Annotated in this window: 28 protein-coding genes; 12 read left to right on the top strand and 16 right to left on the bottom strand. The window is 65.8% G+C overall.

Going from position 1 to position 25,911, the window contains the following annotated elements; genetic code table 11:
- Positions 1-198 precede the first annotated feature (198 nt).
- Complete coding sequence (locus ACYX4S_RS11980) at positions 199-879, top strand: haloacid dehalogenase type II (protein WP_476360334.1); 681 nt, start codon at positions 199-201, stop codon at positions 877-879.
- A gap of 43 nt (positions 880-922) precedes the next feature.
- Here the strand turns inward: ACYX4S_RS11980 and ACYX4S_RS11975 are convergent, their stop codons facing one another.
- The 4 genes from ACYX4S_RS11975 to ACYX4S_RS11960 all read right to left on the bottom strand — a co-directional run bounded on the left by ACYX4S_RS11975 (position 923) and on the right by ACYX4S_RS11960 (position 7,206).
- Positions 923-1,504 carry an LOG family protein gene (locus ACYX4S_RS11975; protein ID WP_476360333.1) on the bottom strand — a complete coding sequence of 194 codons (582 nt, stop codon included), beginning with the start codon at positions 1,502-1,504 and terminating at the stop codon, positions 923-925.
- 4 nt (positions 1,505-1,508) lie between these two features.
- Positions 1,509-2,900, bottom strand: a complete 1,392-nt coding sequence (locus ACYX4S_RS11970; RefSeq protein WP_476360332.1) for a dipeptidase — start codon at positions 2,898-2,900, stop codon at positions 1,509-1,511.
- 158 nt (positions 2,901-3,058) lie between these two features.
- Positions 3,059-5,275, bottom strand: coding sequence for an inverse autotransporter beta domain-containing protein (locus ACYX4S_RS11965; protein ID WP_476360331.1), 2,217 nt, complete (start codon positions 5,273-5,275; stop codon positions 3,059-3,061).
- A gap of 380 nt (positions 5,276-5,655) precedes the next feature.
- Positions 5,656-7,206, bottom strand: a complete 1,551-nt coding sequence (locus tag ACYX4S_RS11960; RefSeq protein WP_422068269.1) for a helicase HerA-like domain-containing protein — start codon at positions 7,204-7,206, stop codon at positions 5,656-5,658.
- A 152-nt stretch (positions 7,207-7,358) separates the two neighbouring features.
- Here ACYX4S_RS11960 and ACYX4S_RS11955 point away from each other — a divergent pair, with 152 nt between their 5' ends.
- From ACYX4S_RS11955 to ACYX4S_RS11945, 3 genes are all read left to right on the top strand, one after another.
- Complete coding sequence (locus ACYX4S_RS11955) at positions 7,359-7,733, top strand: DUF2267 domain-containing protein (RefSeq protein ID WP_293724369.1); 375 nt, start codon at positions 7,359-7,361, stop codon at positions 7,731-7,733.
- A 119-nt stretch (positions 7,734-7,852) separates the two neighbouring features.
- A complete protein-coding gene (locus tag ACYX4S_RS11950; protein WP_476360330.1) occupies positions 7,853-8,260 on the top strand; it encodes a DUF4332 domain-containing protein in 408 nt (135 codons plus the stop codon).
- Positions 8,261-8,614: 354 nt separating this feature from the next.
- On the top strand, positions 8,615-9,214 hold the full coding sequence (locus ACYX4S_RS11945; RefSeq protein WP_293724366.1) for a superoxide dismutase: 600 nt from the start codon (positions 8,615-8,617) through the stop codon (positions 9,212-9,214).
- 105 nt (positions 9,215-9,319) lie between these two features.
- On the opposite strand, the gene ACYX4S_RS11940 is transcribed toward ACYX4S_RS11945, so the two are convergent.
- The gene (locus tag ACYX4S_RS11940) at positions 9,320-9,685 is read right to left on the bottom strand and encodes a hypothetical protein (protein ID WP_476360329.1); all 366 of its coding nucleotides are present in this window, start codon (positions 9,683-9,685) and stop codon (positions 9,320-9,322) included.
- 294 nt (positions 9,686-9,979) lie between these two features.
- Between ACYX4S_RS11940 and ACYX4S_RS11935 the strand changes: the two genes are divergently transcribed.
- Positions 9,980-10,189 (top strand): YgaP family membrane protein, encoded by a 210-nt coding sequence (locus tag ACYX4S_RS11935; protein WP_476360328.1) that lies wholly within the window; start codon positions 9,980-9,982, stop codon positions 10,187-10,189.
- Positions 10,190-10,301: 112 nt separating this feature from the next.
- On the opposite strand, the gene ACYX4S_RS11930 is transcribed toward ACYX4S_RS11935, so the two are convergent.
- The 3 genes from ACYX4S_RS11930 to ACYX4S_RS11920 form a co-directional block, all read right to left on the bottom strand.
- Positions 10,302-10,862 carry a DUF3833 family protein gene (locus ACYX4S_RS11930; RefSeq protein WP_476360327.1) on the bottom strand — a complete coding sequence of 187 codons (561 nt, stop codon included), beginning with the start codon at positions 10,860-10,862 and terminating at the stop codon, positions 10,302-10,304.
- A gap of 115 nt (positions 10,863-10,977) precedes the next feature.
- Positions 10,978-11,175, bottom strand: a complete 198-nt coding sequence (locus tag ACYX4S_RS11925) for an alpha/beta hydrolase family protein (RefSeq protein ID WP_476362861.1) — start codon at positions 11,173-11,175, stop codon at positions 10,978-10,980.
- A 34-nt stretch (positions 11,176-11,209) separates the two neighbouring features.
- Positions 11,210-13,363, bottom strand: coding sequence for a S9 family peptidase (locus ACYX4S_RS11920; RefSeq protein ID WP_476360326.1), 2,154 nt, complete (start codon positions 13,361-13,363; stop codon positions 11,210-11,212).
- Between the two features lie 274 nt (positions 13,364-13,637).
- Here ACYX4S_RS11920 and clpS point away from each other — a divergent pair, with 274 nt between their 5' ends.
- Positions 13,638-13,946 (top strand): ATP-dependent Clp protease adapter ClpS, encoded by a 309-nt coding sequence (clpS, locus tag ACYX4S_RS11915; RefSeq protein WP_293724356.1) that lies wholly within the window; start codon positions 13,638-13,640, stop codon positions 13,944-13,946.
- A gap of 7 nt (positions 13,947-13,953) precedes the next feature.
- On the opposite strand, the gene ACYX4S_RS11910 is transcribed toward clpS, so the two are convergent.
- Together ACYX4S_RS11910 and uvrB are read right to left on the bottom strand one after the other, a co-directional pair.
- Positions 13,954-14,349, bottom strand: coding sequence for a hypothetical protein (locus ACYX4S_RS11910; RefSeq protein WP_476360325.1), 396 nt, complete (start codon positions 14,347-14,349; stop codon positions 13,954-13,956).
- A 312-nt stretch (positions 14,350-14,661) separates the two neighbouring features.
- On the bottom strand, positions 14,662-17,574 hold the full coding sequence (gene uvrB / locus ACYX4S_RS11905; protein ID WP_476360324.1) for an excinuclease ABC subunit UvrB: 2,913 nt from the start codon (positions 17,572-17,574) through the stop codon (positions 14,662-14,664).
- 189 nt (positions 17,575-17,763) lie between these two features.
- Between uvrB and ACYX4S_RS11900 the strand changes: the two genes are divergently transcribed.
- Positions 17,764-18,087, top strand: coding sequence for a type II toxin-antitoxin system PrlF family antitoxin (locus tag ACYX4S_RS11900; RefSeq protein ID WP_476360323.1), 324 nt, complete (start codon positions 17,764-17,766; stop codon positions 18,085-18,087).
- Between the two features lie 6 nt (positions 18,088-18,093).
- A complete protein-coding gene (locus tag ACYX4S_RS11895; protein ID WP_476360322.1) occupies positions 18,094-18,576 on the top strand; it encodes a type II toxin-antitoxin system YhaV family toxin in 483 nt (160 codons plus the stop codon).
- Between the two features lie 32 nt (positions 18,577-18,608).
- Here ACYX4S_RS11895 and ACYX4S_RS11890 read toward each other — a convergent pair whose 3' ends face one another.
- Positions 18,609-18,920 (bottom strand): Rdx family protein, encoded by a 312-nt coding sequence (locus ACYX4S_RS11890; RefSeq protein ID WP_422068274.1) that lies wholly within the window; start codon positions 18,918-18,920, stop codon positions 18,609-18,611.
- A 210-nt stretch (positions 18,921-19,130) separates the two neighbouring features.
- Entirely contained in the window at positions 19,131-19,991 is an 861-nt protein-coding gene (locus ACYX4S_RS11885) for an SDR family oxidoreductase (RefSeq protein WP_476360321.1), read from the bottom strand.
- A gap of 172 nt (positions 19,992-20,163) precedes the next feature.
- Here ACYX4S_RS11885 and ACYX4S_RS11880 point away from each other — a divergent pair, with 172 nt between their 5' ends.
- Positions 20,164-20,610 carry a winged helix-turn-helix transcriptional regulator gene (locus tag ACYX4S_RS11880; RefSeq protein ID WP_476362860.1) on the top strand — a complete coding sequence of 149 codons (447 nt, stop codon included), beginning with the start codon at positions 20,164-20,166 and terminating at the stop codon, positions 20,608-20,610.
- Between the two features lie 46 nt (positions 20,611-20,656).
- On the top strand, positions 20,657-21,472 hold the full coding sequence (locus ACYX4S_RS11875; RefSeq protein WP_476360320.1) for an alpha/beta fold hydrolase: 816 nt from the start codon (positions 20,657-20,659) through the stop codon (positions 21,470-21,472).
- A gap of 18 nt (positions 21,473-21,490) precedes the next feature.
- On the opposite strand, the gene ACYX4S_RS11870 is transcribed toward ACYX4S_RS11875, so the two are convergent.
- The 4 genes from ACYX4S_RS11870 to ACYX4S_RS11855 all read right to left on the bottom strand — a co-directional run bounded on the left by ACYX4S_RS11870 (position 21,491) and on the right by ACYX4S_RS11855 (position 24,969).
- A complete protein-coding gene (locus ACYX4S_RS11870) occupies positions 21,491-22,756 on the bottom strand; it encodes an NAD(P)/FAD-dependent oxidoreductase (protein WP_476360319.1) in 1,266 nt (421 codons plus the stop codon).
- 10 nt (positions 22,757-22,766) lie between these two features.
- A complete protein-coding gene (locus ACYX4S_RS11865) occupies positions 22,767-23,498 on the bottom strand; it encodes an amino acid ABC transporter ATP-binding protein (RefSeq protein WP_293724338.1) in 732 nt (243 codons plus the stop codon).
- Complete coding sequence (locus ACYX4S_RS11860) at positions 23,495-24,151, bottom strand: amino acid ABC transporter permease (RefSeq protein WP_293724336.1); 657 nt, start codon at positions 24,149-24,151, stop codon at positions 23,495-23,497. The genes ACYX4S_RS11865 and ACYX4S_RS11860 overlap by 4 nt, the downstream gene beginning before the upstream one ends.
- 80 nt (positions 24,152-24,231) lie before the next feature.
- Complete coding sequence (locus tag ACYX4S_RS11855) at positions 24,232-24,969, bottom strand: substrate-binding periplasmic protein (protein ID WP_476360318.1); 738 nt, start codon at positions 24,967-24,969, stop codon at positions 24,232-24,234.
- 68 nt (positions 24,970-25,037) lie between these two features.
- Here ACYX4S_RS11855 and ACYX4S_RS11850 point away from each other — a divergent pair, with 68 nt between their 5' ends.
- Both ACYX4S_RS11850 and ACYX4S_RS11845 read left to right on the top strand, forming a co-directional pair.
- On the top strand, positions 25,038-25,259 hold the full coding sequence (locus tag ACYX4S_RS11850) for a hypothetical protein (RefSeq protein WP_476360317.1): 222 nt from the start codon (positions 25,038-25,040) through the stop codon (positions 25,257-25,259).
- Between the two features lie 19 nt (positions 25,260-25,278).
- Positions 25,279-25,899 (top strand): helix-turn-helix domain-containing protein, encoded by a 621-nt coding sequence (locus ACYX4S_RS11845; protein WP_293724334.1) that lies wholly within the window; start codon positions 25,279-25,281, stop codon positions 25,897-25,899.
- The last annotated feature ends 12 nt before the right edge of the window (positions 25,900-25,911 follow it).

Raw genomic sequence — 25,911 nt, 5'->3', positions numbered from 1 at the left:
CCGGTGCACGCGGGCAGAGGTGGGCGTGGCTTTCGCGAGGGCTGGCAGATGTTGCTTCCGACACTGACAGGCAGGGGAAAGGACCGTACACCTGACAAGAAGCCCGGCTTGCCCCATTGACACGCCAAACGCCGCGGGACCAATCTGAACGCTCTGTCAGGACAGATACTTGCCTCGAATTCCGTTCAAGGACGCGTGATGTCTACCCCCGCCCAACGCCCGATTTCCGCTTTTGTCTTCGATGCCTATGGGACGTTGTTCGACGTTCATGCGGCCGTGCGCCGTCATGCCGGCGACCTTGGTCCGGAAGCGCAGCGCCTGTCGGCGATATGGCGGGAGAAACAGCTCGAATATTCCTGGACGCGGGCTCTCATGGGTCGCTACCTGGACTTCTGGGTGCTGACCGAACAGGCCCTTGATACGGCCATGTCGATCGTCGGCGTCTCGGATGCGGCGCTGCGCGGGCGCCTGCTGGAAGCCTACTGGAAGCTCGACTGCTATCAGGAGGTTCCCTCGGTCCTGAAGAAGCTCAAGGACGGCGGTCACCGGTTGGCGATCCTGTCGAACGGTTCTCCGGCCATGCTGGAGGCGGCGGTCGCGGCGGCCGGCATCGGCGATCTTCTCGACGAGGTCTTCTCGGTCGACATGCTCAAGACCTACAAGACCAGCCAGGACGTCTACGAGATCGTCACCAATCACTTCCGCATCTATCCGGAAGCGGTGTCCTTCCAGTCGTCGAACCGCTGGGACATCGCCGGCGCGACTTCCTTCGGGTTCCGTTCGGTCTGGATCAACCGGACAGGGGCGGCGGACGAGTACGCGGACCTTCCACCGGTGGCGGTCCTGAATGACCTTCAGGGCTTGCTCAACCTGGCGTGATGGCCGCCGGCGCACGGCATTTCGCGATGCGCCGGCAACGGGTTCAGGTCTCGCCGCGCTCGATCCACTTCGGCGTCGCGGGCGGCAGGTAGCTCTCGAAGGCGGCCAGCATCTCTTCCGCCGTCTCGCGCACCAGCACCATGTCGCGCATTTCGGCACGAACGAAGCCCTCGTCGCGCTGCCGGTCGAGGAAGGTCAGCAGTCCGTCATAGAAGCCGGCCGCATTCAGGAAGCCGCAGGGCTTTTCGTGATAGCCGAGCTGTCCCCACGTCCAGACCTCGAACAGTTCCTCCAGCGTGCCGGCGCCGCCGGGAAGCGCGATGAAGCCGTCCGAAAGGTCCGCCATCATAGCCTTGCGCTCGTGCATGGAGCTCACGACGTGCAACGCGGTGAGCCCCGGATGGGCGAGCTCCTTCTCCTGCAGGGCGACCGGCAGCACGCCGATCACCTCGCCGCCTTCGGCAAGGGCGCCGTCGGCGACGGCCCCCATCAGCCCGACCCGCGCCCCGCCGTAGACGAGACGCAGGCCGGAACGGGCGATGGCCGCCCCCGTGGCGCGCGCGGCCGCCTCGTATTCCTTTCGGTTTCCGAAGCTGGATCCGCAAAAGACGCAGACAGATTTCATGGACTCAGTCCCTCGACAGTTCGTCGAGGATCCGCGCCCATGAGCGGATGCCCTTGTGATAGCTGGTCATCTCGTATTTTTCGTTGGGCGAGTGGACCTTGTCGTCATCCAGTCCGAAGCCGACCAGCATCGAGTCCATGCCCAGCATGGTCTTGAAGTCGCCGACGATCGGGATCGAGCCGCCACAGCCGATCAGTGCGGCCTCGCACTCCCACTCGTCCGAAAGCGCCTTGCGCCCCTTGGCGAGCTCGGGGCTGTCGAAGTCGAGCCGCAGGGCCGGACTTCCGCCATGCTTGGAGAAGCTCACCGAGCAGTCCGAGGGCAGGTGCTCGCGCACATAGGTGCGGAAGGCGAGGCGGACCTGGTCCGGGTCCTGATCGCCGACGAGACGGAAGGACACCTTGGCATGGGCCTGGGAGGGAATGACCGTCTTGAAGCCGGCGCCGTTGTAGCCGCCCCAGATGCCGTTGACCTCGCAGGTCGGACGCGTCCAGACCTGCTCGAGCGCGGTACGGTCGGTCTCGCCGGCGGGATCCTTGAGGCCGACGCCGCCAAGGAAGGTCTGATGGTCGAAGCCGAGCTTCTCCCACAGCGCGGTCACATCCGCCGGCATGTCGATCACGCCGTCATAGAAGTGGGGCAGCGTGACCCGGCCCTTGTCGTCATGCAGGCCGTCGAGGATCGTCGCAAGCACATGAATGGGATTGCGGGCCGCGCCACCGAACATGCCCGAATGCAGGTCGCGATTGGCCGCCGTGATGGTGATCTCCTCGCCGACGAGGCCACGCAGCATCGTCGTGATCGCCGGGGTGTTGCGGTCCCACATGCCCGTGTCGCAGACGAGCGCCAGATCGCAGGACAACTCGTCCTTGTTGGCCTCGAGGAAGGGATGAAGCGACGGGGAGCCGGATTCCTCCTCGCCCTCGAGCAGGATGGTGACCGGGACGGGCAGCCCTCCGGTTTCCCTGATCCAGGCGCGTGCCGCCTCGACGAAGGTCATGAGCTGGCCCTTGTCGTCGGCCGCACCGCGCGCGACGATGATCTTCGTCCCGTCCTCGCGGGTGACCACGGCCGGGTCGAAGGGATCGCGCTCCCACAGGTCGAGCGGGTCGACCGGCTGGACGTCGTAGTGGCCGTAGAAAAGCACGTGGGGGCCGCTCTTCGTGCCGTCCTTGTGGTGGCCGACGACCATGGGGTGCCCGGTGGTGTCACGTACCTCTGAAACGATTCCGAGCGCGGACAGCTCTGCCGCAAGCCAGTCGGCGGCGGCGCGGCAATCGCCCTTGAAAGCCGGATCGGTGGAGATGCTCTTGATCCTGAGAAGGTCGAAGAGGCGGTCGAGCGAGGCGTCGAAGTCGCTGTCGATTCGGGCGAGAACCCGGTCGAGATCGGACATGGAAAGGCTCCGGGGCTTGAAGGGGGCCTCGCGCACAGGCGGCGCGGGACGGAGAGGTTCCAACTTGGCCACAGATCCTCGGGCGAGGCAAGACGCACAAGGGGCCGCTTCCCTGTCCGGAAAGTGGCCCCCTGGCGTGAGCTCGGCCTGACGCCTCGTCAGAAGTTGCTGGCCTCCTGGCACTGGCTGGTCAGGTTCGCGCCGGTGATCACCGTTCCGTTGACGGCGAAGCTGTCTCCGGTGCCCTGGGTAAGGGTGGAGGCCATGTAGGGCGAGCGTCCGCAGGCGGGATCCGTGTTCGTGACCGTCACATTGCCGTTCATTCCGGAGAAGGTGCCCATCATCCAGAAGCCGGCGTTGGCGGCGCGGTCGATGGTGATATCGGCGAAGGTAAGGTTCTCCGAAGGCCTGAGCATCTGCATCAACTGGATGCCGATGACGTCCACGTTGGAGATCGAAATGTTGCGGAAGCTGGAGTCCCGCACCTCCTGGACCATCATGCCGCTGTTGCTGGCGCCGTCGATGACGAGGTTCTCGAAATCGTAGCCCTTGTTGGACTCCGCGCCCACCAGGATGGAGCCGTCGGAGCTGAAGCCGCTGATGTTGATGCCGCTGCGCATTCCGATGTTGGTAACGCCGCCGAGGTTGGTCAGGGATGAATTGCGGTAGGCGATGTCACCCGACGCGACGAATGCGAAGCCATCGGCACCGGTCATGTCGATGTTCACCCGGTCCAGCGACGACTCATGCACGTAGTGGAACACCGCGCCTTCCTTGGCGGTGTTCGAGATCGACATGTTGGTGACGGAAATGTTCTTCGACACATTGGCGAAGAGGCCGGTTCCGACCGTATTGATCGTGACGTCGTCGAGTGTCGCGCCGTCCACCCGGTTCATGCGGATGCCGACTCCCTTGACCAGCGCGGTCGGGTCGCCGTTGCTGAAGCCGTCGGCGCCGGAGAAGCTGATGTCCGACAGGCGAACCGTGGAAATCGAGTGGCCGCCGCCGTTCTCCAGGTTGATGCCGCCGGCCGCCTGGCCGGAGATCGCGAGGCTCGCGAGCGTGACGTTGTCGACGCCGTCCGCATTGATCGCGGTGCGTCCTCCGGTCAGCGTGAACCCGGTGACCGAGGTGTCGTTCGCCATCTCGAAGATATTGGCGCCGGCGTCGGTGCCGTTCAGGTGAGCGCCGCCCACGCGCACGCTGCGGCCCGTCAGCGGGTTGCGCGCGTCGAAGGCGCCGGCAACGCGCTGGTTGGCCGACAGGCTGATGGTGCCCGAGATGTCGACGGTGCCGTCGCCGCCATGCACGAAGATCTGCCGCGTGGCGCCTGCGTTCTCGATGTCGCTCTCCAGCGTCGCGCTTCCCGCATCGAGAATGGTGAGATCATCGAGCGACGCGCCGGTCGCCGCATCCACGGCAACGACCTCGCGGCCATAGGCGCCGCCTTGCGTGACGATGTCGACGTCGCGGACGACCGTCTCGGTCATGCGCTTCTCGAGCGGGGTGAGGTCCGGTGCCTCGTCCATGCCGAGCACGCGTTGCAGGGGGAGGCGCAGGCGGGCACCGAAGAAGCCCTGGTTGCCGCGCGGATCGTCATACTGGTATTCGGCATGGAGGCTGAGGCGGGTGCCTTCGACCAGAACGTCGTCGATGCGGTACTCCGCGCGCACGCGAGGTCCCCAGATGGTGTCGGCTTCGTCGTCGAAGAATGCGTAGCCACCCGCATGGACCCAGAACTGGTCCTTGCCGTCCGGCAGCAGGCTCAACCCCTTGAGCAGGGCACCGGCTTCGGCGTCGAAGCCCGTCATCGCGCGTTCCTGACCCTCGCGGACGGTGATCCGGTCGCTGCCGACGTTTGCCGCGTCGAAGGCGGACAGCGACTGGGTCGTCTTGCCGAAGGGAAGATAGGCATTGGCGCGCAGCGTCAGGGACTCCGTCATCAGCTCGCCGCCGATGGTCACCTGGGTGAAGTGGTTGTTGTACTCCGAGCGCCGGTAGTCGAAGAAACCGTATGCGCCGGCGATCCAGCGCCCGTCAATGATCTGGCGCACGCCAAGGCCGGCGTTGAGTTCCTGCGAGCCCTCGCGTCCGAACGTGCCGCGCAGGTCGGTATAGATGAGCCGGTCGAAGGTCTGGAAAAGCGGCACGAACAGGCTCGTCTCGCCCGTTGCGGTCTTGGTGCCCACCTTGCCGCCGATCTCGATATGCGGCGTCCATTTCGCCGGCTGTTCGGCGCGCGCCGGAGCGGTGGCCAGGGCCAGTGCGAGCGGAGAGCAAAGGGCGGTGGCCAGCAACAGTCGGCGTGAGCGCGGGCGAAGGGCCGAGGGCGTGGAGGCACGGCCGTTATCGAGGGAGGCGGTCGGCAGGGTCATGGTCACGTGTTTCTTGGTCCGCGTGCCGGACGGCCTGCGTCATGGTCGCAACAGACCATGCCGGCGCGCACGAGGCGGACGGGTGGGTAAGCTTGAGATGAGGTGGAAACCGGCCTGGCGCGAAAGGCTTGGAGGTCCCGGAGTGTGGTGCCGGCGATCCGTGCGCCCGGCGGGGGTCTGGATAATGTGGCAAAAAACAGGAGTCAATGACTCATATTTTTATTCAGGCGTTGAAATAAAAGAAAGAATTCTTTTCCGAAGGCATCCATGCGGTGAGCGGCTTGAAGCCGCTGCGTCAGGCGATACCTGTCATTTCGAACGGTTCATATCCGTTCATCAACCGTTTTTAACCTGATAAAAATTACGCGTCGGCGCGGGCGTCAGAATCCCCGCTTGAGAGAGCCGAGAATGCCGCGCACGAGCGCCCGGCCGAGCGCGGAGCCCACGGAGCGGGCAACGGACTTTGCCGCTGTCTCCACCACGCTGTCGGAGCGTGAACGGCGGGTGGTTCTCCGTCGGGGCGTGGGCGTGTCGTCCCGGCCGAAATCGGGCAGCGAGAAGCCGGAGCGCGTGCGTCGCGTGGTGCCGCGTCTGGCAACCTGCTGCTCCTCGCGCTGTTGCTGGCGTTCTTCCATGCGCGCGGCTTCCGCAGCGCGTTGCTGCAGAACCTCGAAGGCGGACACGCGATCGATCGTCTCGTCGTAGAGATGCGCCACCGGACTGTCGGCGATCACAGCCCGCCGCTCGTCATCGGTGATCGGGCCCAGGCGCGAGGAGGGCGGCCGGACCAGCGTGCGCTGGACGATCGAGGGAATGCCCTTCGCCTCCAGCGTGGAAACGAGCGCTTCGCCGACACCGAGTTCGGTGATCACCTGTGCCACGTCGAGGTCGGGATTGGGGCGGAAGGTCTCGGCCGCGGTCCTGACGGCCTTCTGTTCGCGCGGGGTGTAGGCGCGCAACGCGTGCTGGACGCGGTTTCCGAGCTGGGCGAGAACGCTGTCGGGCACGTCCATGGGGTTCTGCGTGACGAAATAGACGCCCACCCCCTTGGAGCGGATCAGGCGGACCACCTGTTCCACTTTCTCCAGCAGAGCCTTCGGCGCCTCGTCGAAGAGCAGATGCGCCTCGTCGAAGAAGAAGACGAGGCGGGGCTTTTCCGGATCGCCCACCTCGGGGAGTTCCTCGAAGAGTTCCGAAAGCATCCAAAGCAGGAAGGTGGCGTAGAGGCGCGGCGCGCCCATCAGCTTGTCGGCGGCGAGTACGGAGATCACGCCACGCCCGTCGCGCGACACGCGCATCATGTCGCGGATGTCGAGCGCGGGCTCGCCGAAGAAGGCTTCGCCGCCCTGTCGCTCGAGCACCAGGAGCTGGCGCTGGATCGCGCCGACCGAGGCCTTGGAGACATTGCCGTAGACGCGTGAAAGCTCCGAGGCGCGCTCGGCGACATGCGCCAGCAGCGACTGGAGGTCCTTCAGGTCGAGCAGCAGCAGGCCCTCGTCGTCCGCCAGTTCGAAGGCGACGTTGAGAACCCCTTCCTGGGTGGCGTTGAGATCCATGAGCCTGGCGAGAAGAAGCGGCCCCATCTCGGAAACGGTGGCGCGGATCGGATGACCCTTCTCGCCGAAGAGGTCCCAGAAGACGGTCGGAAAGGCCTCGTAGAGATAGTCCTCTTCGAAGCCGATCTGCCGGGCGCGCTTTTCCAGGAAGTCCTTTTCCTCGCCGGCTTCCGCGAGGCCGGCGAGGTCCCCCTTCACATCGGCGCAGAAGACGGGAACGCCGGCGTTGGAGAAGCCCTCGGCAAGGATCTGCAGCGATACGGTCTTGCCCGTTCCCGTGGCGCCGGTGATGAGCCCGTGCCGGTTGGCGAGCTTGAGCGAGAGATATTCCGCCTTGTCAGAGCCGCCGATGAAGATCCTGTCCGTGTCCAGCACCCGTATCCCTCCAGCCGGCACCGGGGCAGGGGCCCGGCGCATCCCGTTTCCCGCTTCGTTTAGCCTGACGCAGCGATCCTGTATAGCGGTTGAGCTTGATGCGGCTCTGGTGTGAGATGGGCTTCGCACAAGTCCTGATTCTGGAGGATCGCATGAACGAGATCATCAGCCGCATTGCCGCAGCGGCGGGCATCAGCGAGGAGACCGCGCTGGAAGCAGTGACGATCATCCTCAACTTCCTGAAGAAGGACGGTCCCCAGGAGGAGGTGGACAAGGTCATCGCGGCCATGCCGGGAGCGGAAAACCTGGTCAGCGCGGAGGAGCGCGGCGGTGGCATGCTCGGCAACATGCTCGGTGGCGCCATGGGGGCCATGGGCGCGCTCAACAAGCTGACCAGCGCCGGTCTCGACATGGGCGAAATCCAGACGGTGACGCGCGAACTCGTGAAGGTCGCGCGCGAACACGCCGGCGACGAGATCGTGGACAAGGTCATCGACGGCATTCCGGGGCTCGGCCAGATCGTCTGATCGGGCGGGCAGGCAGGGGCAGGGACCGGAGGTCGCGGGGCAAGAGCGGCGTTCCGGGCACGTTGTCTTGAGAAGGGGCCGGGTCGCTGGTGGCCGCGGCCGGGAGCACGGAGAGAAGCATGTCCTATTCCATTGACGAGATCGAAGGCATCGGGCCGACCTACGCCGGCAAGCTGAAGGCGGTCGGCATCGGCACGACCGAGGCCTATCTGGAGCGTGCGAAGGATCCCAAGGGCCGCAAGGCCCTGGCCGAGGAGACCGGCATCGACGACAAGCGCATTCTCAAGTGGGCCAACATGGCCGACCTGATGCGGATCAGCGGCGTGGGCGAGGAGTATTCCGAGCTTCTGGAGGCCGCCGGCGTCGACACGGTGAAGGAACTCAAGCACCGCAACGCGGCCAACCTTGCCGAGAAGATGAAGGAAGTGAACGAGGAGAAGAAGCTCGTTCGACAGGTGCCGGGCGAGAGCTCGGTCGAGAAATGGGTCGAGCAGGCCAAGACGCTTGCGCCGATGATGACCTACTGATCGTTTCCCGCCACGCACTCCGGTGCGTGGCGGGATGCCTGAACGTGGCCGGGCTCACGTCCGCGCGGGCCTTCAGAGGGGGCACGGCTGTCGGCGGTGTGGCCGGGGACTATGGGTTTTTCCGCAGGTCACTGGTTGCCGTTCACCCGGATGGCCCCTATTTTCCCTTTCGAGTCAGGCGCAGCCGGGGTGATTTCTCTCCGGTCGCCGCTCCGGACCGCCGGTGCCTTCGGCGCCGTGCGATCCGCATCGCATAACCCGCGCGGGCGACCGTCTTTGCGTGCCTCTCAGATTTGGTTCTCGTTTCGCGATCGCCCCGCAATCTGATCGCCCGATACACTCGGAGGACGTCACATGGCTTTTGAACTTCCGGATCTTCCCTACGCTTACGATGCGCTCGGGCCCTACATGTCCGCTGAAACGCTCGAGTACCATCACGACAAGCACCACCAGGCCTATGTGACCAACGGCAACAAGCTCCTTGAGGGCTCGGGTCTCGAGGGCAAGTCGCTCGAGGATGTCGTGCGCGAGAGCCACGGCAAGAACGCCGGCCTCTTCAACAATGCCGCCCAGCACTTCAACCACATCCACTTCTGGAAGTGGATGAAGCCGAACGGCGGCGGCACGTCGCTTCCCGGCGCACTCGCCTCGAAGATCGACAGCGATCTCGGCGGCTTCGCCAAGTTCCGCGAGGACTTCCTCGCCGCCGGCGCCGGCCAGTTCGGTTCCGGCTGGGCGTGGCTCGCCCTCAAGGACGGCAAGCTGGAGATCATGAAGACGCCGAACGGCGAGAACCCGCTGGTGCACGGCGCCGCGCCGCTGCTCGGCGTCGACGTGTGGGAGCATTCCTACTACATCGACTACCGCAACGCGCGCCCGAAGTACCTCGAGGCTTTCGTCGACAACCTGGTCAACTGGGAATACGTCGCCGAGCTGCTCGAGCAGGCGTCCTGAGCGGTTTCGCTCCGGCTTTGAAAACGCGAAAGGCGGGCCGTCTGGCCCGCCTTTTTCATGTCCGTGATCTCTCCTGCGCCGGTTTGGGCGCCTGCGGCGGGAGGGTTACCCGCCCTTTCGGCAGGAACTGGTGAAGACCTGCAGGAAGTACGTGCTCATGTAGTTCAGGAAGGCCTTGCACTCGGCCTCGGTCTGGAAACAGCCCTCGCGCGAGAACTGGCGCACCCGGCGAATGTCGACCTGCTTGCGACCGCCGATGAGCCCGTGCCAGACGTTCTGTGCCCCGTATTTCTGTTTCGCCGCCTTGCAGTCGTAACGGGTTCCATAGGTCTGCGGCACGTATTCGGGATCCTGCGTCGGGGCAAGGAGCAGGTCCTCGAGAAACCCTGCCTGGGCCGGCGCGCCCTGCGCCACGGCGAGGCTCGCCGCGAGTGTCAGGGTCGCGACGGTCTTGGAAAAACGGTTGCGCATGATGTCCTCTTTCGGGCTCGGGAGGGCGTTTCCTGAATTCTGAACGCCCCGCCACTCCGCAGTCTGTCCGTGACGGACTCTTGCCACAAATTGCGGCGGAAGGGTGAGACGGACACTCTCTCCGCCTTGCCTTGCGATTTCCTTATCCTTCGCACGAACAACCGCTTTGCGCATCGCATACGTGTCTTTGCGGCTTGTCTCTATGTTAATGGATTAGTACATACGGAAAAGCGAAATAAGTTGCAGGCCGCGATATCGTCGGGCCTGCGTGAGACGCCCTTCAAGGAGGCTGCCATGTCGATGATCACTCCCAATGTCGGCGGTTTCGACCGTGTCCTTCGCGTGGTCGTGGGGCTTGCCCTGATCGCCTTTGCGATCCTGGCGCCGGCCGGGATCACGTGGAGCTGGGTGGGCTGGATCGGCGTCGTGCCGCTTCTTACCGGGCTGCTGCGCTGGTGCCCTGCGTACACGCTGTTCGGGATCCGGACCTGCCGCGGCAACTGACGCGGCGGGCAGGCCCCGGAACGACCGCCGGACAAATGCACGCGCGCCCCACGCTGCATGGCCGGTGGACGCATGAGGCGGACGGGTTTCCCGTCCGCCTCTTCGTTTCCGCCTACTTGCGGAACGTGACCTCGACCTTGCCGACGACGATGCCGTATTTCATCACGTCCGCCGTGTTGCGCACCGTTCGGCTGTCGACCTTCCTCAGCGTGTCGAAGAAACGCAGCGCGACCGGGCCGTCCGCGGTCTCCACTGTTGCCGGGTAGTCGAAGCGCAGCACCGGGCCTCCCGACGTGATGTTGACCGGTGTCAGGACATCCGAGCGGGTTGCGATGTAGCGGTCGGCGGCGACCTTCTGGAAAAACCAGACCTTGGTGTCGCGCTCGCCATCGGCGAAGCGGAAGTCCTCGCGCAGGCGCAAGGTGAAGGTCTTCGGATTCCAGTGGCCGCGTGTCACGACCGTGAAGCGTCGCTCGATGCCCGCGATGTCACTCCTGAACACACCCTGGCCGGTCGTCGTGCCACCGAAGAACGTCTCCAGCACCAGGGGGCGTTCGGCCGAAAGGGCAGGTGTGGTCAGGAGAAGCGGTAGAAGCGCAAAGAGCGCGAACAGAAGGCGAAGTCGTCCGACATGGTCGCGTGCGGCCTCGCGGCAAAGGATGAGGGCGGGCATGGCGTTCTCTCCGTTGACCGTTCAGGGCGGTGCCGGATAAGGCCCGTTCCCCTTTCACGATCTACGGAGGCAACGCCCGGGCGGATCGCCTTCCCTGGCCCGGTGCCGGTCGTGGTCACGTTGCCAGCGTGCGCTCGAAGAATGCGACAAGCTTCTCGTGGTGCTCGTTCTCGGCTTCGCTGCGCGGAACGTGGTCCTCGTCTTCGTAAAAATGGACCTCGGGCGTCCGCTGGTGACGGTGCAGCCTTTCGGCAAGGCGGCGCGTCATGTCGACCGACCAAACGCGATCGCGCGTGCCGTGGCTGAGAAACAGCGGCCCCTCAGGAGGCGAGCTTTGCCGAAGCTGGTCAGCTTCGGCCCGTCACCTTCAGCGCGAAGGCATAGACGAGCGCGACTTCCTTGAGCCGGTCGAAGCGGCCCGACGCGCCGCCGTGGCCTGCTTCCATGTTGGTCTTGAGGTAGAGCGGCGCGTCGTTGGTGCGAAGCTCCCTGAGCCGTGCGACCCATTTCGCCGGCTCCCAGTAGGTGACACGCGGGTCCGTCAGGCCGCCGACCGCCAGAAGCGGCGGATAGGCCTGCGCGACAACGTTGTCATAGGGCGAATAGGCCGCGATCGTGTCGTAGTCGGTCTCGGAGGCGACGGGGTTGCCCCATTCCGGCCACTCGGGCGGCGTGAGCGGCAGCGTGTCGTCCAGCATTGTGTTGAGAACGTCGACGAAGGGAACCTCGGCGATGATGCCGCCGAAGGCCTCCGGGGCCATGTTCGCCACCGCGCCCATGAGCATCCCGCCGGCCGAACCGCCCTGGGCGACGATCCTGTCCGCCGAGGTGATGTTCTCCGAGGCCAGATGCCGGGCGGCGGCAATGAAGTCGGTGAAGGTGTTCACCTTCTTTTCCCGCCGGCCGTCCCGGTACCAGCGGAAGCCCTTGTCCTTGCCGCCGCGCACATGGGCGATGGCATAGACGAAGCCGCGATCCACCAGCGACAGGCAGGTGGTGGAAAAGCTCGCCGGAATGGTGATGCCGTAGGAGCCGTAGCCGTAGAGCAGGCAGGGCGCCGAGCCGTCGAGCGGCGTGTCCTTGCGATAGAGAAGCGTCACGGGAACGGTCTCGCCGTCCTCCGCGGGCGCGTGGATGCGCCGTGTCACATAGGCGTCCGTATCGTGGCCGGACGGCACCTCCTGTGTCTTGCGCAGGGTCCGCTCCCGCGTCTCCATGTCATAGTCGAACACCTGAGCCGGCGTCGTCATGGACGAGTAGGAAAAGCGGATCCGGTTGGTGTTGAACTCGTAGCCGTCCGACAGCCCAAGCGAATAGGCCTCTTCCGCGAAGGAGATCGGATGCTCGACGGCGTCGGCGATGCGGTGCACGACGATGCGGGGCAGGCCGTCCTCGCGCTCCAGCCGCACCATGTGCTTGGCATAGAGCGTATGCGAGAGGATCAGCCGGCCGGGCTTGTGCGGCACCAGGTCCCGCCAGGTCTCGCGGCCCGGACTGGCGAGCACCTCGTCGGCCTGCGCCGTCACGATGCGGAAATCCTCCGCGCCGCCCGCGTTCGTCAGGATGAAAAGCCGTCCCGCGCCGTCATCCTCGACCGAATATTCGACGCCGGTCTCGCGCGGTGCGACCAGGCGCGGTGCCGCCGTCGGATCGCCGGCCGGGATCAGCCAGGTCTCCGAGGTCTCATGGTCGTGGATGTCGATGGTGAGATAGGCGCCCGACTGGGTCTTGCCCACGCCCATGAAGAAGCCCGGATCGCTCTCCTCGTAGACGAGAACGTCGGACGTGGGGTCGCTGCCCACTTCGTGGCGGAACAGCTTCGACGGGCGGTGGTTGGCGTCGAGGCGCACATAGAACACATGCCGGCCGCAGGCCGACCAGACGCCGCCGCCGCCGGTGTCTGGAATGGTGTCGTCGAGGTCCTTGCCGGTGGCCAGGTCGCGGATGCGCAGCGTGTAGAACTCCGAGCCCGTGTCGTCGCAGGCCCAGGCGAGGCGGGAGTGGTCAGGCGCGTGCATCGCGCCGGCAAGCCGGAAATACGCCTTGCCCTCGGCCTCCCGGTCGCCGTCGATGAGAACCTCTTCCGCGCCGCCCTCGCGCGGCTCGCGAACGAGGCGCGGATGCTGGCCGCCGGTGACATAGGAGATGCCGTAGGCAAACGGTCCGTCCGGCGAGGGAACGGTGCTGTCGTCTTCCTTGATGCGCCCCTTCATCTCGGCGAAGAGCGCATCCTGCAACTCCGCCGTGTCGGCCATGGCGACCTCGAGATGGGCGTTCTCCGCCTCGAGGAATGCGCGGATTTCAGCGTCCAGCGTTTCCGGCTGGCGCATCACTTCCTGCCAGTTCGCGGCCCTCAGCCAGTCATAGGGATCGACACGGCGACGGCCATGGACCGTATGGGCGACCGGGTGCTTCGCGGCCTGCGGGACGCTGCGTTCCTCGGCGGTGGGGGAGGGGGCCTGTGCGGCGGCGGCGGATGGGGAGCGGGTGTCTTTCAGCATGGCCGGGAGGTAGGCTTTCGGGCCCGGCTTGGCAAGGGTCTCATGCGCGTGCGATGTCGGGATTGCGCGCGAGGATGCATGGGGCGCCGAATTGTGCTATGCACACGCCACGGCACGGGCCCGGAAGGGCCGGATCCCGCGATCCTGCCGCTCCGTTCCCGACGATCGCACCACGAGCGCGCCCGGTCCTTCCGCCGGGAGGCCCTGCCGCGACGCCGGGACGCGGACCCGGACATCTGGACGAGAACAGCAGCCAAAGGGCGACGAGGCGGTCATGAGCGAGCGCAACACGACGACGCTTTCCCCGGAAACCCGTACGAAGACAGAGCGGCCGCGCCTGCACAAGGTGCTGCTGCTCAACGACGACTTCACGCCGCGCGAGTTTGTCGTACAGGTGCTCGCCGTCGTCTTCCGCATGGGCGAGTCCGATGCGGTCCGCGTCATGATGACGGCACACCAGCAGGGTGTCTGCGTCGTTGCCGTCTTTCCCCGCGACGTCGCCGAGACCAAGGCGACGGAAGCCACCGAACTCGCCAAGGCCAACGGCTTCCCCCTGCGCTTCGAGACCGAACCGGAGGAGTGAGGGCCGCTTACTTTTCGATGGTGCGATCGGAGACGTAGCACTTGTCGGGAGTGCGAGCGACCTCGCGACACTTCTTGAGCGCGAGTTTGTCGGCAATGGCCTGGGATCTCTGTCCTACGCTCATGCCGCAACCCTTCATCCCGGTAATTGTAAATGCTCGACCTCTCGCGAAGGCGGAATATTTTACCTGCTGATGCTTCATGCGGAAGCGCTTGAGGTCGAACGTGCAGCTGTAATGGGCGCGCTGGGACGGGTCGATGCCCGGAAAGTCGGGGTCGTTCCAGGATTTGGCCAAGTCGTTCCAGGACTTGTTGCTGGATGCGGCCTGCGCGAGGCCTCCGTCGTACGCCGTAAATGGGACACCGGAGATGGCCAGAGCGGAAATGACGAGCACCTGGGCCATTCTTGACGTTCGCGTCATACCAGTTCCTTTCCAAGTCAATCAAACGAATGAAACAACAAGCCCGCCGTGAGCCGGAGCGGGACAGGAATACAAACACTGTGGCTCATCGGCAACGTCGAGAGCCGCCCAGTCTTCAGGCGCCCGGTCTTCAGGCGCTGATAAAAGATCCTGCCGCGACACCAAGGGTGCCTGGTCGGCGGCTTCTTGATCCGCAGACTCGAAGGCGGGCCGACCAGGCCCAGGATCACCTCGCAAGCAATCCCGACAGCGGCCCGCAACACCTTGTCTTCGCGAGTTGCCGCCGAGGCGGCCCTACTGCCCCGGACGCCCGCTCTTCTTCGGGCGGCCACGGCGGCGCTTTTCCTCCGCCGGATCCTCATAGGACCCGGCCCCGATCTTGCCACGCACCAGAGGCTTCACGTCGTCTTCCGGGGATGACCCGTCCTTGCCCGCAACGGGTTTCGACGGCAGCGGCCCCGACGACAGCGGAACCTCCGTCCGGCCCACGGTCATCTCGTCCAGGGAATTCTTGCGCACTTTTGACGTATTAGGCAAGTTCGCACTCGCGCCGTACTTCTTGTCGCCCTTGTAGCCGCCGGTCTTGCCGTCGACAGCGGACTGGCGCGACAGCGGGTCGTCGGCAAGCGCGAGCTCCGTTTCCTGCAGCCGCTTGACCTCGTCGCGCAGCCGGGCCGCCGTCTCGAACTCGAGATCGGCCGCCGCCTCGCGCATCTTCTTCTCCAGATCCTCGATGTGGGCCTTGAGGTTGTGGCCGACGAGATTGCCGTCCTCTGCAAAGCCCGCCTCGACCGTGACGTGGTCCTGCTCGTAGACGCTTTCCAGAATGTCGCCGATGGAGCGCCGCACGCTTTCCGGCGTGATGCCGTGCTCGTCGTTGTAGGCCTGCTGCTTCTCGCGGCGGCGGTTCGTCTCCGCGATGGCGCGCTCCATGGAGCCGGTCTTGCGGTCCGCATAGAGGATGACCTTGCCGTCCACGTTTCGCGCCGCGCGGCCGATGGTCTGGATCAGCGAGGTTTCCGAGCGCAGGAAGCCCTCCTTGTCCGCGTCGAGAATGGCCACCAGCGCGCACTCGGGAATGTCGAGGCCCTCGCGCAGCAGGTTGATGCCCACCAGCACATCGAAGGCACCGAGCCGCAGGTCCCGGATGATCTCGATCCGCTCCAGCGTGTCGATGTCCGAGTGCATGTAGCGCACGCGCACGCCGTTCTCGTGCAGGTACTCGGTGAGGTCCTCGGCCATGCGCTTGGTGAGCACGGTCACCAGCGTGCGGTAGCCCTTGGCCGCGACCTCGCGCACCTCGCCCAGAAGGTCGTCGACCTGCGCGGAGGCCGGACGAATGTCGATCTGCGGGTCGACGAGGCCGGTGGGACGAATGACCTGCTCGGCGAAAACGCCGCCGGCCTCCTCCATCTCCCAGTTGCCCGGTGTCGCGGAGACGCAGACGGTCTGTGGCCGCATGGCGTCCCACTCCTCGAAGCGCAGCGGGCGGTTGTCCATACAGGAGGGCAGGCGGAAGCCGTATTCCGCCAGCGTTGCCTTGCGGCGGAAGTCGCCCCGGTACATGCCGCCGATCTGCGGAATGGTGACGTGGCTCTCGTCGGCGAAGACGAGCGCGTTGTCCGGCAGGTACTCGAACAGGGTGGGGGGCGGCTCTCCCGGCGCGCGGCCGGTCAGGTAGCGCGAGTAGTTCTCGATGCCGGCGCAGGAGCCCGTCGCCTCGAGCATTTCCAGATCGAACAGCGTGCGCTGTTCCAGCCGTTGCGCTTCCAGCAGGCGGCCGTGGGCGGTGAGTTCCTCCAGCCGCTGCTTCATCTCGCTCTTGACGGACTTGATCGCCTGGGCAAGCGTCGGCTTGGGCGTCACATAGTGCGAGTTGGCGTAGACCTTCACGGACTTCATCTCGCCCTGCTTCTGTCCCGTGAGCGGGTCGAACTCCGTGATGGCCTCGATCTCGTCGCCGAACAGCGACACGCGCCAGGCCCGGTCCTCGTAGTGGGCGGGGAAGATCTCGACCGTGTCGCCGCGCACGCGGAAGGTTCCGCGCTGGAAGGCCGCGTCGTTGCGCTTGTACTGGAGCGCAACGAGATCGGCGAGAAGCTGGCGCTGGTCGATGCGCTCGCCCACCTCCAGCGCGAAGGTCATGGCGGTGTAGGTCTCGACCGAGCCGATACCGTAGATGCAGGACACCGAGGCGACGATGATGACGTCATCGCGCTCCAGCAGCGCGCGGGTCGCCGAATGGCGCATCCGGTCGATCTGCTCGTTTACCGAGCTTTCCTTCTCGATGTAGGTGTCCGTGCGCGGAACATAGGCTTCCGGCTGGTAGTAGTCGTAGTAGGAGACGAAATACTCGACCGCGTTGTCGGGAAAGAAGCTCTTGAACTCGCCATAGAGCTGGGCCGCCAGCGTCTTGTTGGGCGCCAGGATCAGCGCCGGACGCTGGGTGCGGGAGATCACCTGCGCCATCGTGTAGGTCTTGCCCGAGCCGGTGACGCCGAGCAGGACCTGCGTCTTGTCCTCGGCGGACAGACCCTCCACCAGATCCGCGATGGCGGTCGGCTGGTCGCCCCTCGGCTCGTACTCCGAAACGAGCTTGATCGGCACGCCGCCTTCGGACTTCTCCGGCCGGGCGGGGCGGTGCGGCGCCCAGGCCTCGCCGTTCTTGTGCAGCGGATTGCCGCTCTCGATCAGCGCCGACAGCGCCTCGACGGTCGCGGTGTGGCCGGTGGTGCCGTCCGACATCACCGGCTTGGCGGCCTTGCCCTTGCCCTTGTTGCGCTTTTTGGTCTCGGCAACCTGTTTCGCCAGAAGCTCCTCGGCGTCCTCCAGACTCATGTCGAGGCCGGCGACCGGGTTCAGCCCGCCCGAGGCCCGCTCGCGGGGATCGCTGGTCGCGCCCATGGAGGTGCCGCGCGCCGAACGGGCCGGCTTTTCGGTCCTGGCGGTGCCTTTGCCCTGTTCCTTCGCGGCCTTGCCCTTCGCCCGCGCGGGCTCGGCGCGAGGCGGCGCGTCCTCCTCGATCTGGCTTGCCCAGCCGGAGACAGGGCCGGTCAGCGGCGCGCCCTCGAACGCGGCCTGGGGTGCCTCGCCGAATCCGTCGCCATCAGGTGTGCCCGTGCCCGCCGGTGGCAGGTCGTCGCCGGACGCGGCCCCGCGGTCGGAAGGCGTGGAGGAACGGGAAGGGGAGGACGGTCGCTTTGCCATGGCGGCAATATGGTCCCAAAGCCGCCGTTCGGAAACCCCGCGTTCCGGCTTTGTCCTCCGCAACCTCGCGACATGCTGACACAACAGTGTCAGGAGACATCAGATCTTGTGACGGTAATGCAAATGCATTACCTTTAACCGGAGATAGCATGCGTGGCGAGGCCTCGCAGCCTCAAAAGGAGAATGGCGATGGCTGACCAGCTCGCGTTCGAGGCAACGCTGACCGACAAGTTCCAGAACACGGTCCCTTCCGCCGTTCGCCGGGCATTGGGCCTGAGCAAACGCGACAGGATCCGTTACCTGATCCGTGACGGTGAGGTGTTGCTGCAGAAGGCTGATAGCGACGATGGCGAGCAGGATCCTGTCATTGTGGGATTTCTCGACTTCCTCGAGGCCGACATGCTTCGCCATCCCGATCGGCTGACGCCGATGTCCGCGGCTGTCCTCGAGCAGGCGAGGAGGCTGGTCGAGGACGTCGAGGTCGACCTCGACGCGCCGCTGGAAGACGGCTGAGGCCAGATGAGTCGGGAAAACGCGGTGGAGGTGAACGGGTGGCTATTGCTGCAGCATCCTGCCTTCGCGGAGGCCTTCGATGCGTTGACGGTTCGGGTGCAGGAGTTGGCGGAGCGGGATCCCGAGGGATTTCGCGCGCGGGGGGAGACCAAGCTGCTCGCGGCGATCGTGAAACTGACGACCCGGGACATTCCGGCCAATCCAGCCGACGATCGATTTCGTCTTGGCAACACGATTGGCAAGGACCGGCGCCACTGGCGGCGTGCCAAATTCTTTCAGCAGTATAGACTTTTCTTCCGCTTCGACGGTGCTCGTAAGATCATCATCTATGCATGGGTCAACGACCGGACGACCTTGCGCGCCTATGGAAGCAAGACGGATGCCTATGCGGTCTTCCAGAAGCGCCTCGCCAAGAAACGACCTCCTGACGACTGGGATGAGTTGCTACGCGACGCCAGCACCTTTGCGGGTGATGTCGATCCCTCCTGAGCGCGGCTTTGAACCTTGCGCCCTTACTCGCCTCACCCTTCCCGCTTGTGCCCGTCCGAGTGGCCCAGGTCCCTGTCCGGCCAGACGAGGTCGCGCAGGCGTTGCTTCAGCACCTTGGCTTCGGGGAAGCCCCCGTCCGCCTTGCGGTCCCAGACCGGCGCGCCGTCGCAGGTGATGGTGAAAATGCCGCCCGTGCCCGGCACGAGCGTCACCGAACCGATCTCCTCGGAGAAGGTGGACAGAAGCTCCTGTGCCATCCAGGCCGCGCGCAGCATCCAGTTGCAGTGCCGGCAATAGGTGATGACCAGCGCCGGCTTGTGCTCGCGGGAGATTTCGTCGTTCATGTCTGCCGTCCGGTGAGGTGTCTCGGGACGGTCTTTTTGCGCCCTCATGTGGCGAAGCTGCAAGGGCGTACGAACCTCGCGGCCGCAGGGGGCGGGAAAAAGTTTCCAATGTCCGGCGAGAGGCTCGCGGCTTTGCGCGGCCATGGGAGGGATGAGGCGGTCAAGCAGGGCCGACACGGGAAGCGATCCCGCGCCGGCCCCGTTCCCCTGTCAGCCGGCGGCGGCCAGGGCCTCGCGCACGGCTGCTTCCAGTGTCTTCGTCGGGTGACCCGCAAGCGTCGAGAGCGCGGTGCTGTCGCTGTGGAGCGCGCCCTTGCCGGCTGCCGCGTCGGCATCCGCGACCACGGCGGCGAACCCCTCGGGAAGTCCGGCCTTCACCAGCAGCGCGGCGAACTCGGCCTCGCCCATGTTGGCGAAGGCGATCTCGCGGCCTGTCTGGCGGCCGATCTCGGCGGCGAGCTCCGCGCGGGTGAAGCCGGTGTCGCCGGCCAGTTCATGGGTTGTCGAGGTCGCCGGCGGGTCGCGCAGGACGGCTGCGGCCGCGTCGGCGTAGTCGCTGCGCGCGGCGGCGGAAATGCGTCCCTCGCCGGAGGTTCCGGCCACCGCGCCGTGGGCGAGTGCGGCGGCCACGTCGCCAAAGTAGTTCTCCAGGTACCAGCCGTTGCGCAGCAGGACGACCGTGCCGGGATAGCCGGCCAGCATGGCCTCGGTCTCCCGGTGCTCCTCGGCCAGGATCATCGGCGAGCTGTCGATGTTGAGAATGCTGGTGTAGGCGATCAGTCCGACGCCCGCAGCCCGGGCGGCCTCGATCACGGCCCTGTGCTGGGGCACGCGCTTGCCGACCTCGCTGGAGGAGACGAGAAGAAGCCGGTCCACGCCGGTCAGTGCCGGCGTCAGGGTCTCGGGCCGGTCGTAGTCGGCCTCGACCACCTCGACGCCATGCGCGGCGAGATCGGCGATCTTTTCCGGGCTGCGGGCGAGGGCGCGGATGGAGGAGGGGGCTTCCGTTTCGAGCAGGCGCTCGATGACAAGGCGGCCAAGTGCGCCGCTGGCGCCGGTTACTGCGATCATGGATCTGTCTCCTTGCTTCGGATCGGCCCCGCTCGCGTGAGGCCGGTTGACTGCCCATATGCGCCTCTTGCTTTCAAATTGTAAGTACGCACATAAAGGTTAGTATAAAGTCGGAAAGCTGCCGTAAGACCCTTGAGCGGGGCAGGCGCAAGAGGTTGAAATGTCTGCAGGGATGAAAGATGCCGCGACTGCTGGCGGGGCTGCCGGGGCAACCGGCACCGGGGAGGTGTCGCTGTCGGAACGCCTGCGCCGGGGCGAGCTTTTCGATGTCGGCTGTCCCTCGCGGGAGGTGCTCAAGCATCTGACCAGCCGCTGGGGCGTGCTCGTGCTTCTCGCGCTGCTCGACGGCACGCTGCGCTTTGCCGAGGTGAGGCGCAAGATCGGCGGCGTGAGCGAGAAGATGCTGTCCCAGACGCTCCAGCAACTCGAGGCGGACGGTTTCGTCGACCGGCGCGCCTATCCGGTGGTGCCACCGCATGTGGACTACACGCTGACGGACCTCGGCCGCGAAGCCGCGACCCGCGTGCGGGCGCTGGCGGACTGGATCGAGGTCAACATGTCGCGTATCTCCGAGGCGCAGGAGCAGGCCCGGGCGAGAGCCCGAACGCCGGGCGGGTAGCACGGCCGGCGCCGGTGGAAAGCGCAAGGGAGTGGAGACGGTGACCATGTCGGCGAACGCCGAAGCGGCCGAGGGGCTTGCCGTGCGGGATATGGCCGTCGGGCCGGAGGGCGCGCGTCGCTTCGTGCGCGCGTGGACGCCGCATCCGGAGGGGAGCCATGCCGGCCTGCCGCCTCTCGTCCTGTTTCACGAGTCGCTTGGCTGCGTTTCCCTATGGAAGCGGTTTCCCGAACGCCTTGCCCGGGAGACCGGGCGCCGTGTCATTGCCTACGACCGGCTCGGCTTCGGTCGTTCGGATCCCTTGGACCGGCGTCCGGGCTTCGATTTCATCGCGCGCGAAGGCGTCGGGAGCGTGCCGCTTTTGCAGGAGGCGTTGGGCTTTACGCGTTTCGTTGCCTGCGGTCACTCGGTCGGCGGCTGCATGGCGGTCGAGACGGCGGCCCGCTTGCGGGAGCATTGTGCCGGGCTGGTGACGCTCGCCGCCCAGTCCTTCGCGGAAGAGCGCACGCTTGCCGGCATTCGCCAGGCCGAACAGATGTTTCTGGAGGAGGCAAACCTTGCCCGTCTGGCCCGCCACCATGGTAACAAGGCCCGCTTCGTGGTCGAGTTCTGGACGCGGACCTGGCTCGATCCCGCCTTCGCCGGCTGGACACTGGACGAGGCGATTGCCAGCGCAGGCTGCCCCGTGCTTGCCGTGCATGGGGACGCGGACCAGTACGGATCGCCCGACCACGCCCGCCGGATCGCGGGGGATCGCGGTGACCTGCTTCTGATGAAGGGCGCTGGCCACATTCTCCACCGTGAGTGCGAGGCGGAGGTCGTGACCGCCATCGCGGCATTTCTGGCGCGAAACGGGATCTGAGAGGTCGCCGGATCGCGGTCAGCTCTCCAGCGCGTCGCGCAGCCGGTAGTACCAGATCGCCAGCGTTGCGTAGACCGGATGCAGGGCGTGAACGGGAAGCGGCCGAATGTCGGTGAAGCGGAAGGGGAGCGGTCGCGCGGCATCGAGAAGATGCGCGCCGATGGCGGTCCCCAGGGCGCTCGACAGCGCAACGCCGCGACCGTTGTATCCGGCCGCCATGACAAGGCCCGGCAGGGGCTGGTGAACGTGGGGCAGGTGGTCGGCCGTCATGGCCACGCGTCCCGTCCAGCGGTAGGCAATGGGCAGGTCGCGCGTCTCTGGAAAGGTTGCGTGCAGATCGCCCGTCACCCGGGCGAATGCCGTATCGGCCGGAGTGTCGGTGAACGTGCCGCGCCCGCCCATCATCAGGCGGTTTTCCGGGCCGATCCGGAAATAGTTTCCGACGCGGCGCGTGTCCGAGACCACGGACCGCCCGGGCAGGATGCGCGAAAGCAGCGCCTCTGGAAGCGGAGCCGTCGCGACCTGGAAGCTGCCGGCCGGAACGAGGCTGGCCCTGAGTTCGGGAAACAGCGGTCCGCTGTATCCGTTGGTGGCGACGATCACCTGGCCCGCCGTCACGCTCGCTCCATTGGCAAGGTCGATGCGCCAGTCCCGTCCCTGCCGGGCAAGCCGCGACGCGGCGGCGCCGACGCGAATGTCCGCCCCTGCCGTCCGGGCAGCCTCGGCGAGGCCCGTTGCGTAGTTCAGGGGGTGGAGCCTGCCGGCCCGCCCGTCGAACCAGCCGCCCTTGAAGATCGCCGATCCCGTCCGGGCGCGGACCTCTTCACGCGAAAGCAACGCCACGTCGGCGCCGCGCTTCCGCCACTGCTCCGCGCGCCGCTCGATCTGCGCCAGATGGGCCTTCTTCACGCTGCCCTGGATCCAGCCGTCCCGATGCGCGTCGCAATCGATGCCATGGGCTTCGATCAGCGCGAGAGTGGTTTCGGCCGTTTTCCCGGCAAAATCCGTCGTGGCTTCGCCGTAGACCCTGTCGATCCCGTCCGGGTCGATCTTGATGCCGGGGATGATCTGACCGCCGTTGCGGCCCGAGGCCCCGAAGCCTGGCGCATGGGTGTCGAGAACGATCACGGAGGCTCCCCCGCCAGCAAGCCGGAGTGCCGCCGAGAGGCCGGTGAAACCGGCGCCGACAATCGCGACGTCCGCGCGCATCTCGCCCTCGGGGGCGAGAAGATCGAGCGGCGGGCGGGCGGTCGCCGCCCAGAGCGAGGGAATGGTGTGGGACATGTGACTGGCCTCAGACGGGATGGGTGACCCTGCGCAGGAAATCCTGTGTCCGTTCGTGCTGCGGATTGCGCAGCATCTCAGCCGCCGGCCCCTGTTCGACGATCCGTCCGCCGTCGAGGAACAGCACATGGTCGGCCACTTCGCGCGCGAACTGGATCTCGTGGGTGACGACGAGCATGGTCATGTGCTCCTCGGCGAGCGAGCGCATCACCTGCAGCACCTCGCCGACCATCTCCGGGTCGAGAGCGGACGTGGGCTCGTCGAACAGGATGGCCTCGGGGCGCATGGCGAGGGCGCGGGCGATTGCCACGCGCTGCTGCTGTCCGCCGGAGAGGGCGGCGGGATAGGCGTCCGTCTTTTCGGACAGTCCCACCCGCTGCAGCAGGGACTCGGCGCGCTCGCGCACCTCGCGCGGGTTTTCCCGCAGCACGTGGACGGGCCCCTCCATGACGTTTTCAAGCGCGGTCCGGTGCGGAAAGAGATTGAACCGCTGGAACACCATGGACACCCGTGTGCGGATGGCATGGATGCCCGCGCTGCCTGCATCGACCGTCTCGCCGTTGATGGCGATGCGGCCCTGCTGGTAGGTCTCCAGACCGTTGACGCAGCGAAGCAGCGTGGACTTGCCGGAGCCTGACGGCCCGATCAGGCAGACCACCTTTCCCTTGCCGATCTCGGCGTCGATGCCCTTCAGCACCTCGTGGGTGCCATAGGACTTGTGAACATTGTCGAAGGTGATCATCGGGCTTTCCCCATCGCCACTTCAACGCGGCGCATGACGAAGTTCAGCGGCAGCGTCAGGCACAGGTAGAGCAGCGCGACCAGCGTGAAGACCGTCAGGTTGTTGAAGGTGGAGGACGCCAGCATCTTGCCCTGCATCGTCAGTTCGGCGACCGAGATGACGGAGACCTGCGAGGAATCCTTCAGCAGCATGATGATGTTGTTGGCGTAGGGCGGAACAACGATCCGGAACGCCTGCGGCAGCACCACCCTGCGCATCATCAGGCCCTGGCGCATTCCGATGGACTTCGCCGCTTCGATCTGGCCCCGGTCGACCGCCTCGATGCCGGCGCGGAACGTCTCGCCGATGTAGCAGGAATAGGTCAGCGCCAGTCCGATCACGCCCGCCTGGAAGGCGGTGAGATCGAGGCCGATCTCCGGCATCACGAAGTAGATGTAGAACAGGATGACCAGGATCGGGATGCCGCGGATGAACTCCACGAGCAGGCGGACCGGGGTGGCGAGGGCGGCGATGCCGGACGTGCGGCAGAGCGCCCAGACCAGCCCGAGTGCCGTCGCCAGGGCCAGCGACAGCACGGTGACGGCGATGGTCAGCCAGACGCCGGACAGAAGGAAGGGAAGGTATTCGGCGGACTGGGAGAGGAACGTGCTCATCTGCGGGGTGCCTGTGACGGTGAACGGCTGCGGGGCGAACCGGCGGCCGGCTCACCCCGCGTCGGATTGCTGCGACCGTCTCAGAGGCCGTATTTGGCGAAGATCTTCGCCAGTTCGCCGCTCTCCTTCATCTTGGCGAGCGCCGCATTGACCGTCTCGAGAAGCTCGGGATTGTCCTTTGCCACCGCGAGCGCCACGGTGCCCTGGCTCATGGGCTCGTAGCCCTCGACGAGGCGGACGCCGAAGCCCGGGTTCTGGGAGATCTGGTAGGCGACGATGGGCTTGTCGCCGAAGCCGGCCTTGATGCGGCCGAGCTTCACGTCGCGCATGATGTCGGCGAGGGAATCATACTGTTTCACCTCGCTGAAAATCCCCAGCGCGTTCAGCTTGTCGGCAAACACCGTGCCGACCTGGGCGCCGACGGCCTCGCCTTTCAGCATGTCCACCGTATAGGCGGCGTCGTCGTCCGCCGCCACGAACATCGCGTCGCCATAGGTGTAGACGCCGGTCGAGAAGTCGACCACTTCCTTGCGCTTGTCCGAGGCGAACATGCCGGCGGAGATCAGGTCGATCTTGCCCGTGGTCAGGGCCGGGATCAGGGCGGAAAAGGCGGTCAGCTCGAACTTGGCGGTCATGCCGGTGTCCGAGGCGATGGCTTCAGCGATGTCGACCATGGCGCCGGTCGGCTTCTGGGTCGCGGTGTCCACGAAGGTGAACGGCACGCCGGTGGTGGTGACACCGACGGTGAGGTCTTCGGCAAGTGCGGGCGTGGCCAGGCCGATGGATACGACCAGTGTGGCGGCGAGCTTCTTCATCATGCGTGTTCCCCTTTGGTTGTCTGGTTGCACCACTGCCGGTCCGTGCGGGCGAACGAAGGCGGGGATGCGTGGATATCTCGTTCGGCTATCCTGATTTTCACCATAATGAAAAGTTGGAGAGTTTCAATCCCGGTTTCGTCACAGGGTTCATGATGGTGAAGAAGTGGGGGGCTTCTGAGGAGATTGATTGGTTTTGGTTTGCCGATCCGATTGATCTCGCTTACCCTTCCCGGCGTCTCGCTCTCCGGATCGGCGGTCCAGTCCGGGCGGGCGGTTTTTCATTTTGGTGAATTTGGGGCGTATGAAGGTATGACGATTTCCGGATCGCAGGCTCCTGGTGTTGCGGAGACCGGCGACGAGCCGACGGAAGACGATCGCACGCTTGGGCTGGCGGTGCGCCGGGCGCGTCAGGCGCGTGGCCTGTCGCTGCAGCGGGTCGCGGAAGCGGCCAATGTGTCTGTCGGTCTGCTGAGCCAGATCGAGCGCGGCATCTCCTCGCCGTCGATCCGCGTCTTGCGCGCGGTGTGCAACGTGCTGGAGATCTCCGTTCACGCGCTCTTTGGCGATGCGGAGGCGGCCCTTGAGCAGGAAAGCCGCCGTATCGTGCGGATCAACCAGCGCCGGCGTGCCGATTTCGGCGACAAGGGCATGGTGAAGGAGTTTCTGACGGCACGCGACGAGGGTGCGCTGCAGGTGATGGAGATCGCGCTGGAGACGGATGGCGGCTCGGGCGAGGATCCCTACAATCACGAGGGCGAGGAATGCGGCGTCGTCCTCGAGGGGCGGCTCGAGCTCTATGTCGACGGGGCCGTCTACAGGCTCGCGGAGGGCGACAGCTTCTATTTCGAAAGCACGCTGCCGCACAAGTTCCGCAACATCGCCAATGGCCCGACCCGCATTCTCTGGATCACCACGCCGCCCGTCTGGTGATCCCTGGCGCAT

Source organism: Stappia sp. ABD4_338 (genome assembly GCF_056312175.1).
This window is presented reverse-complemented; position numbering and strand designations above follow the sequence as displayed.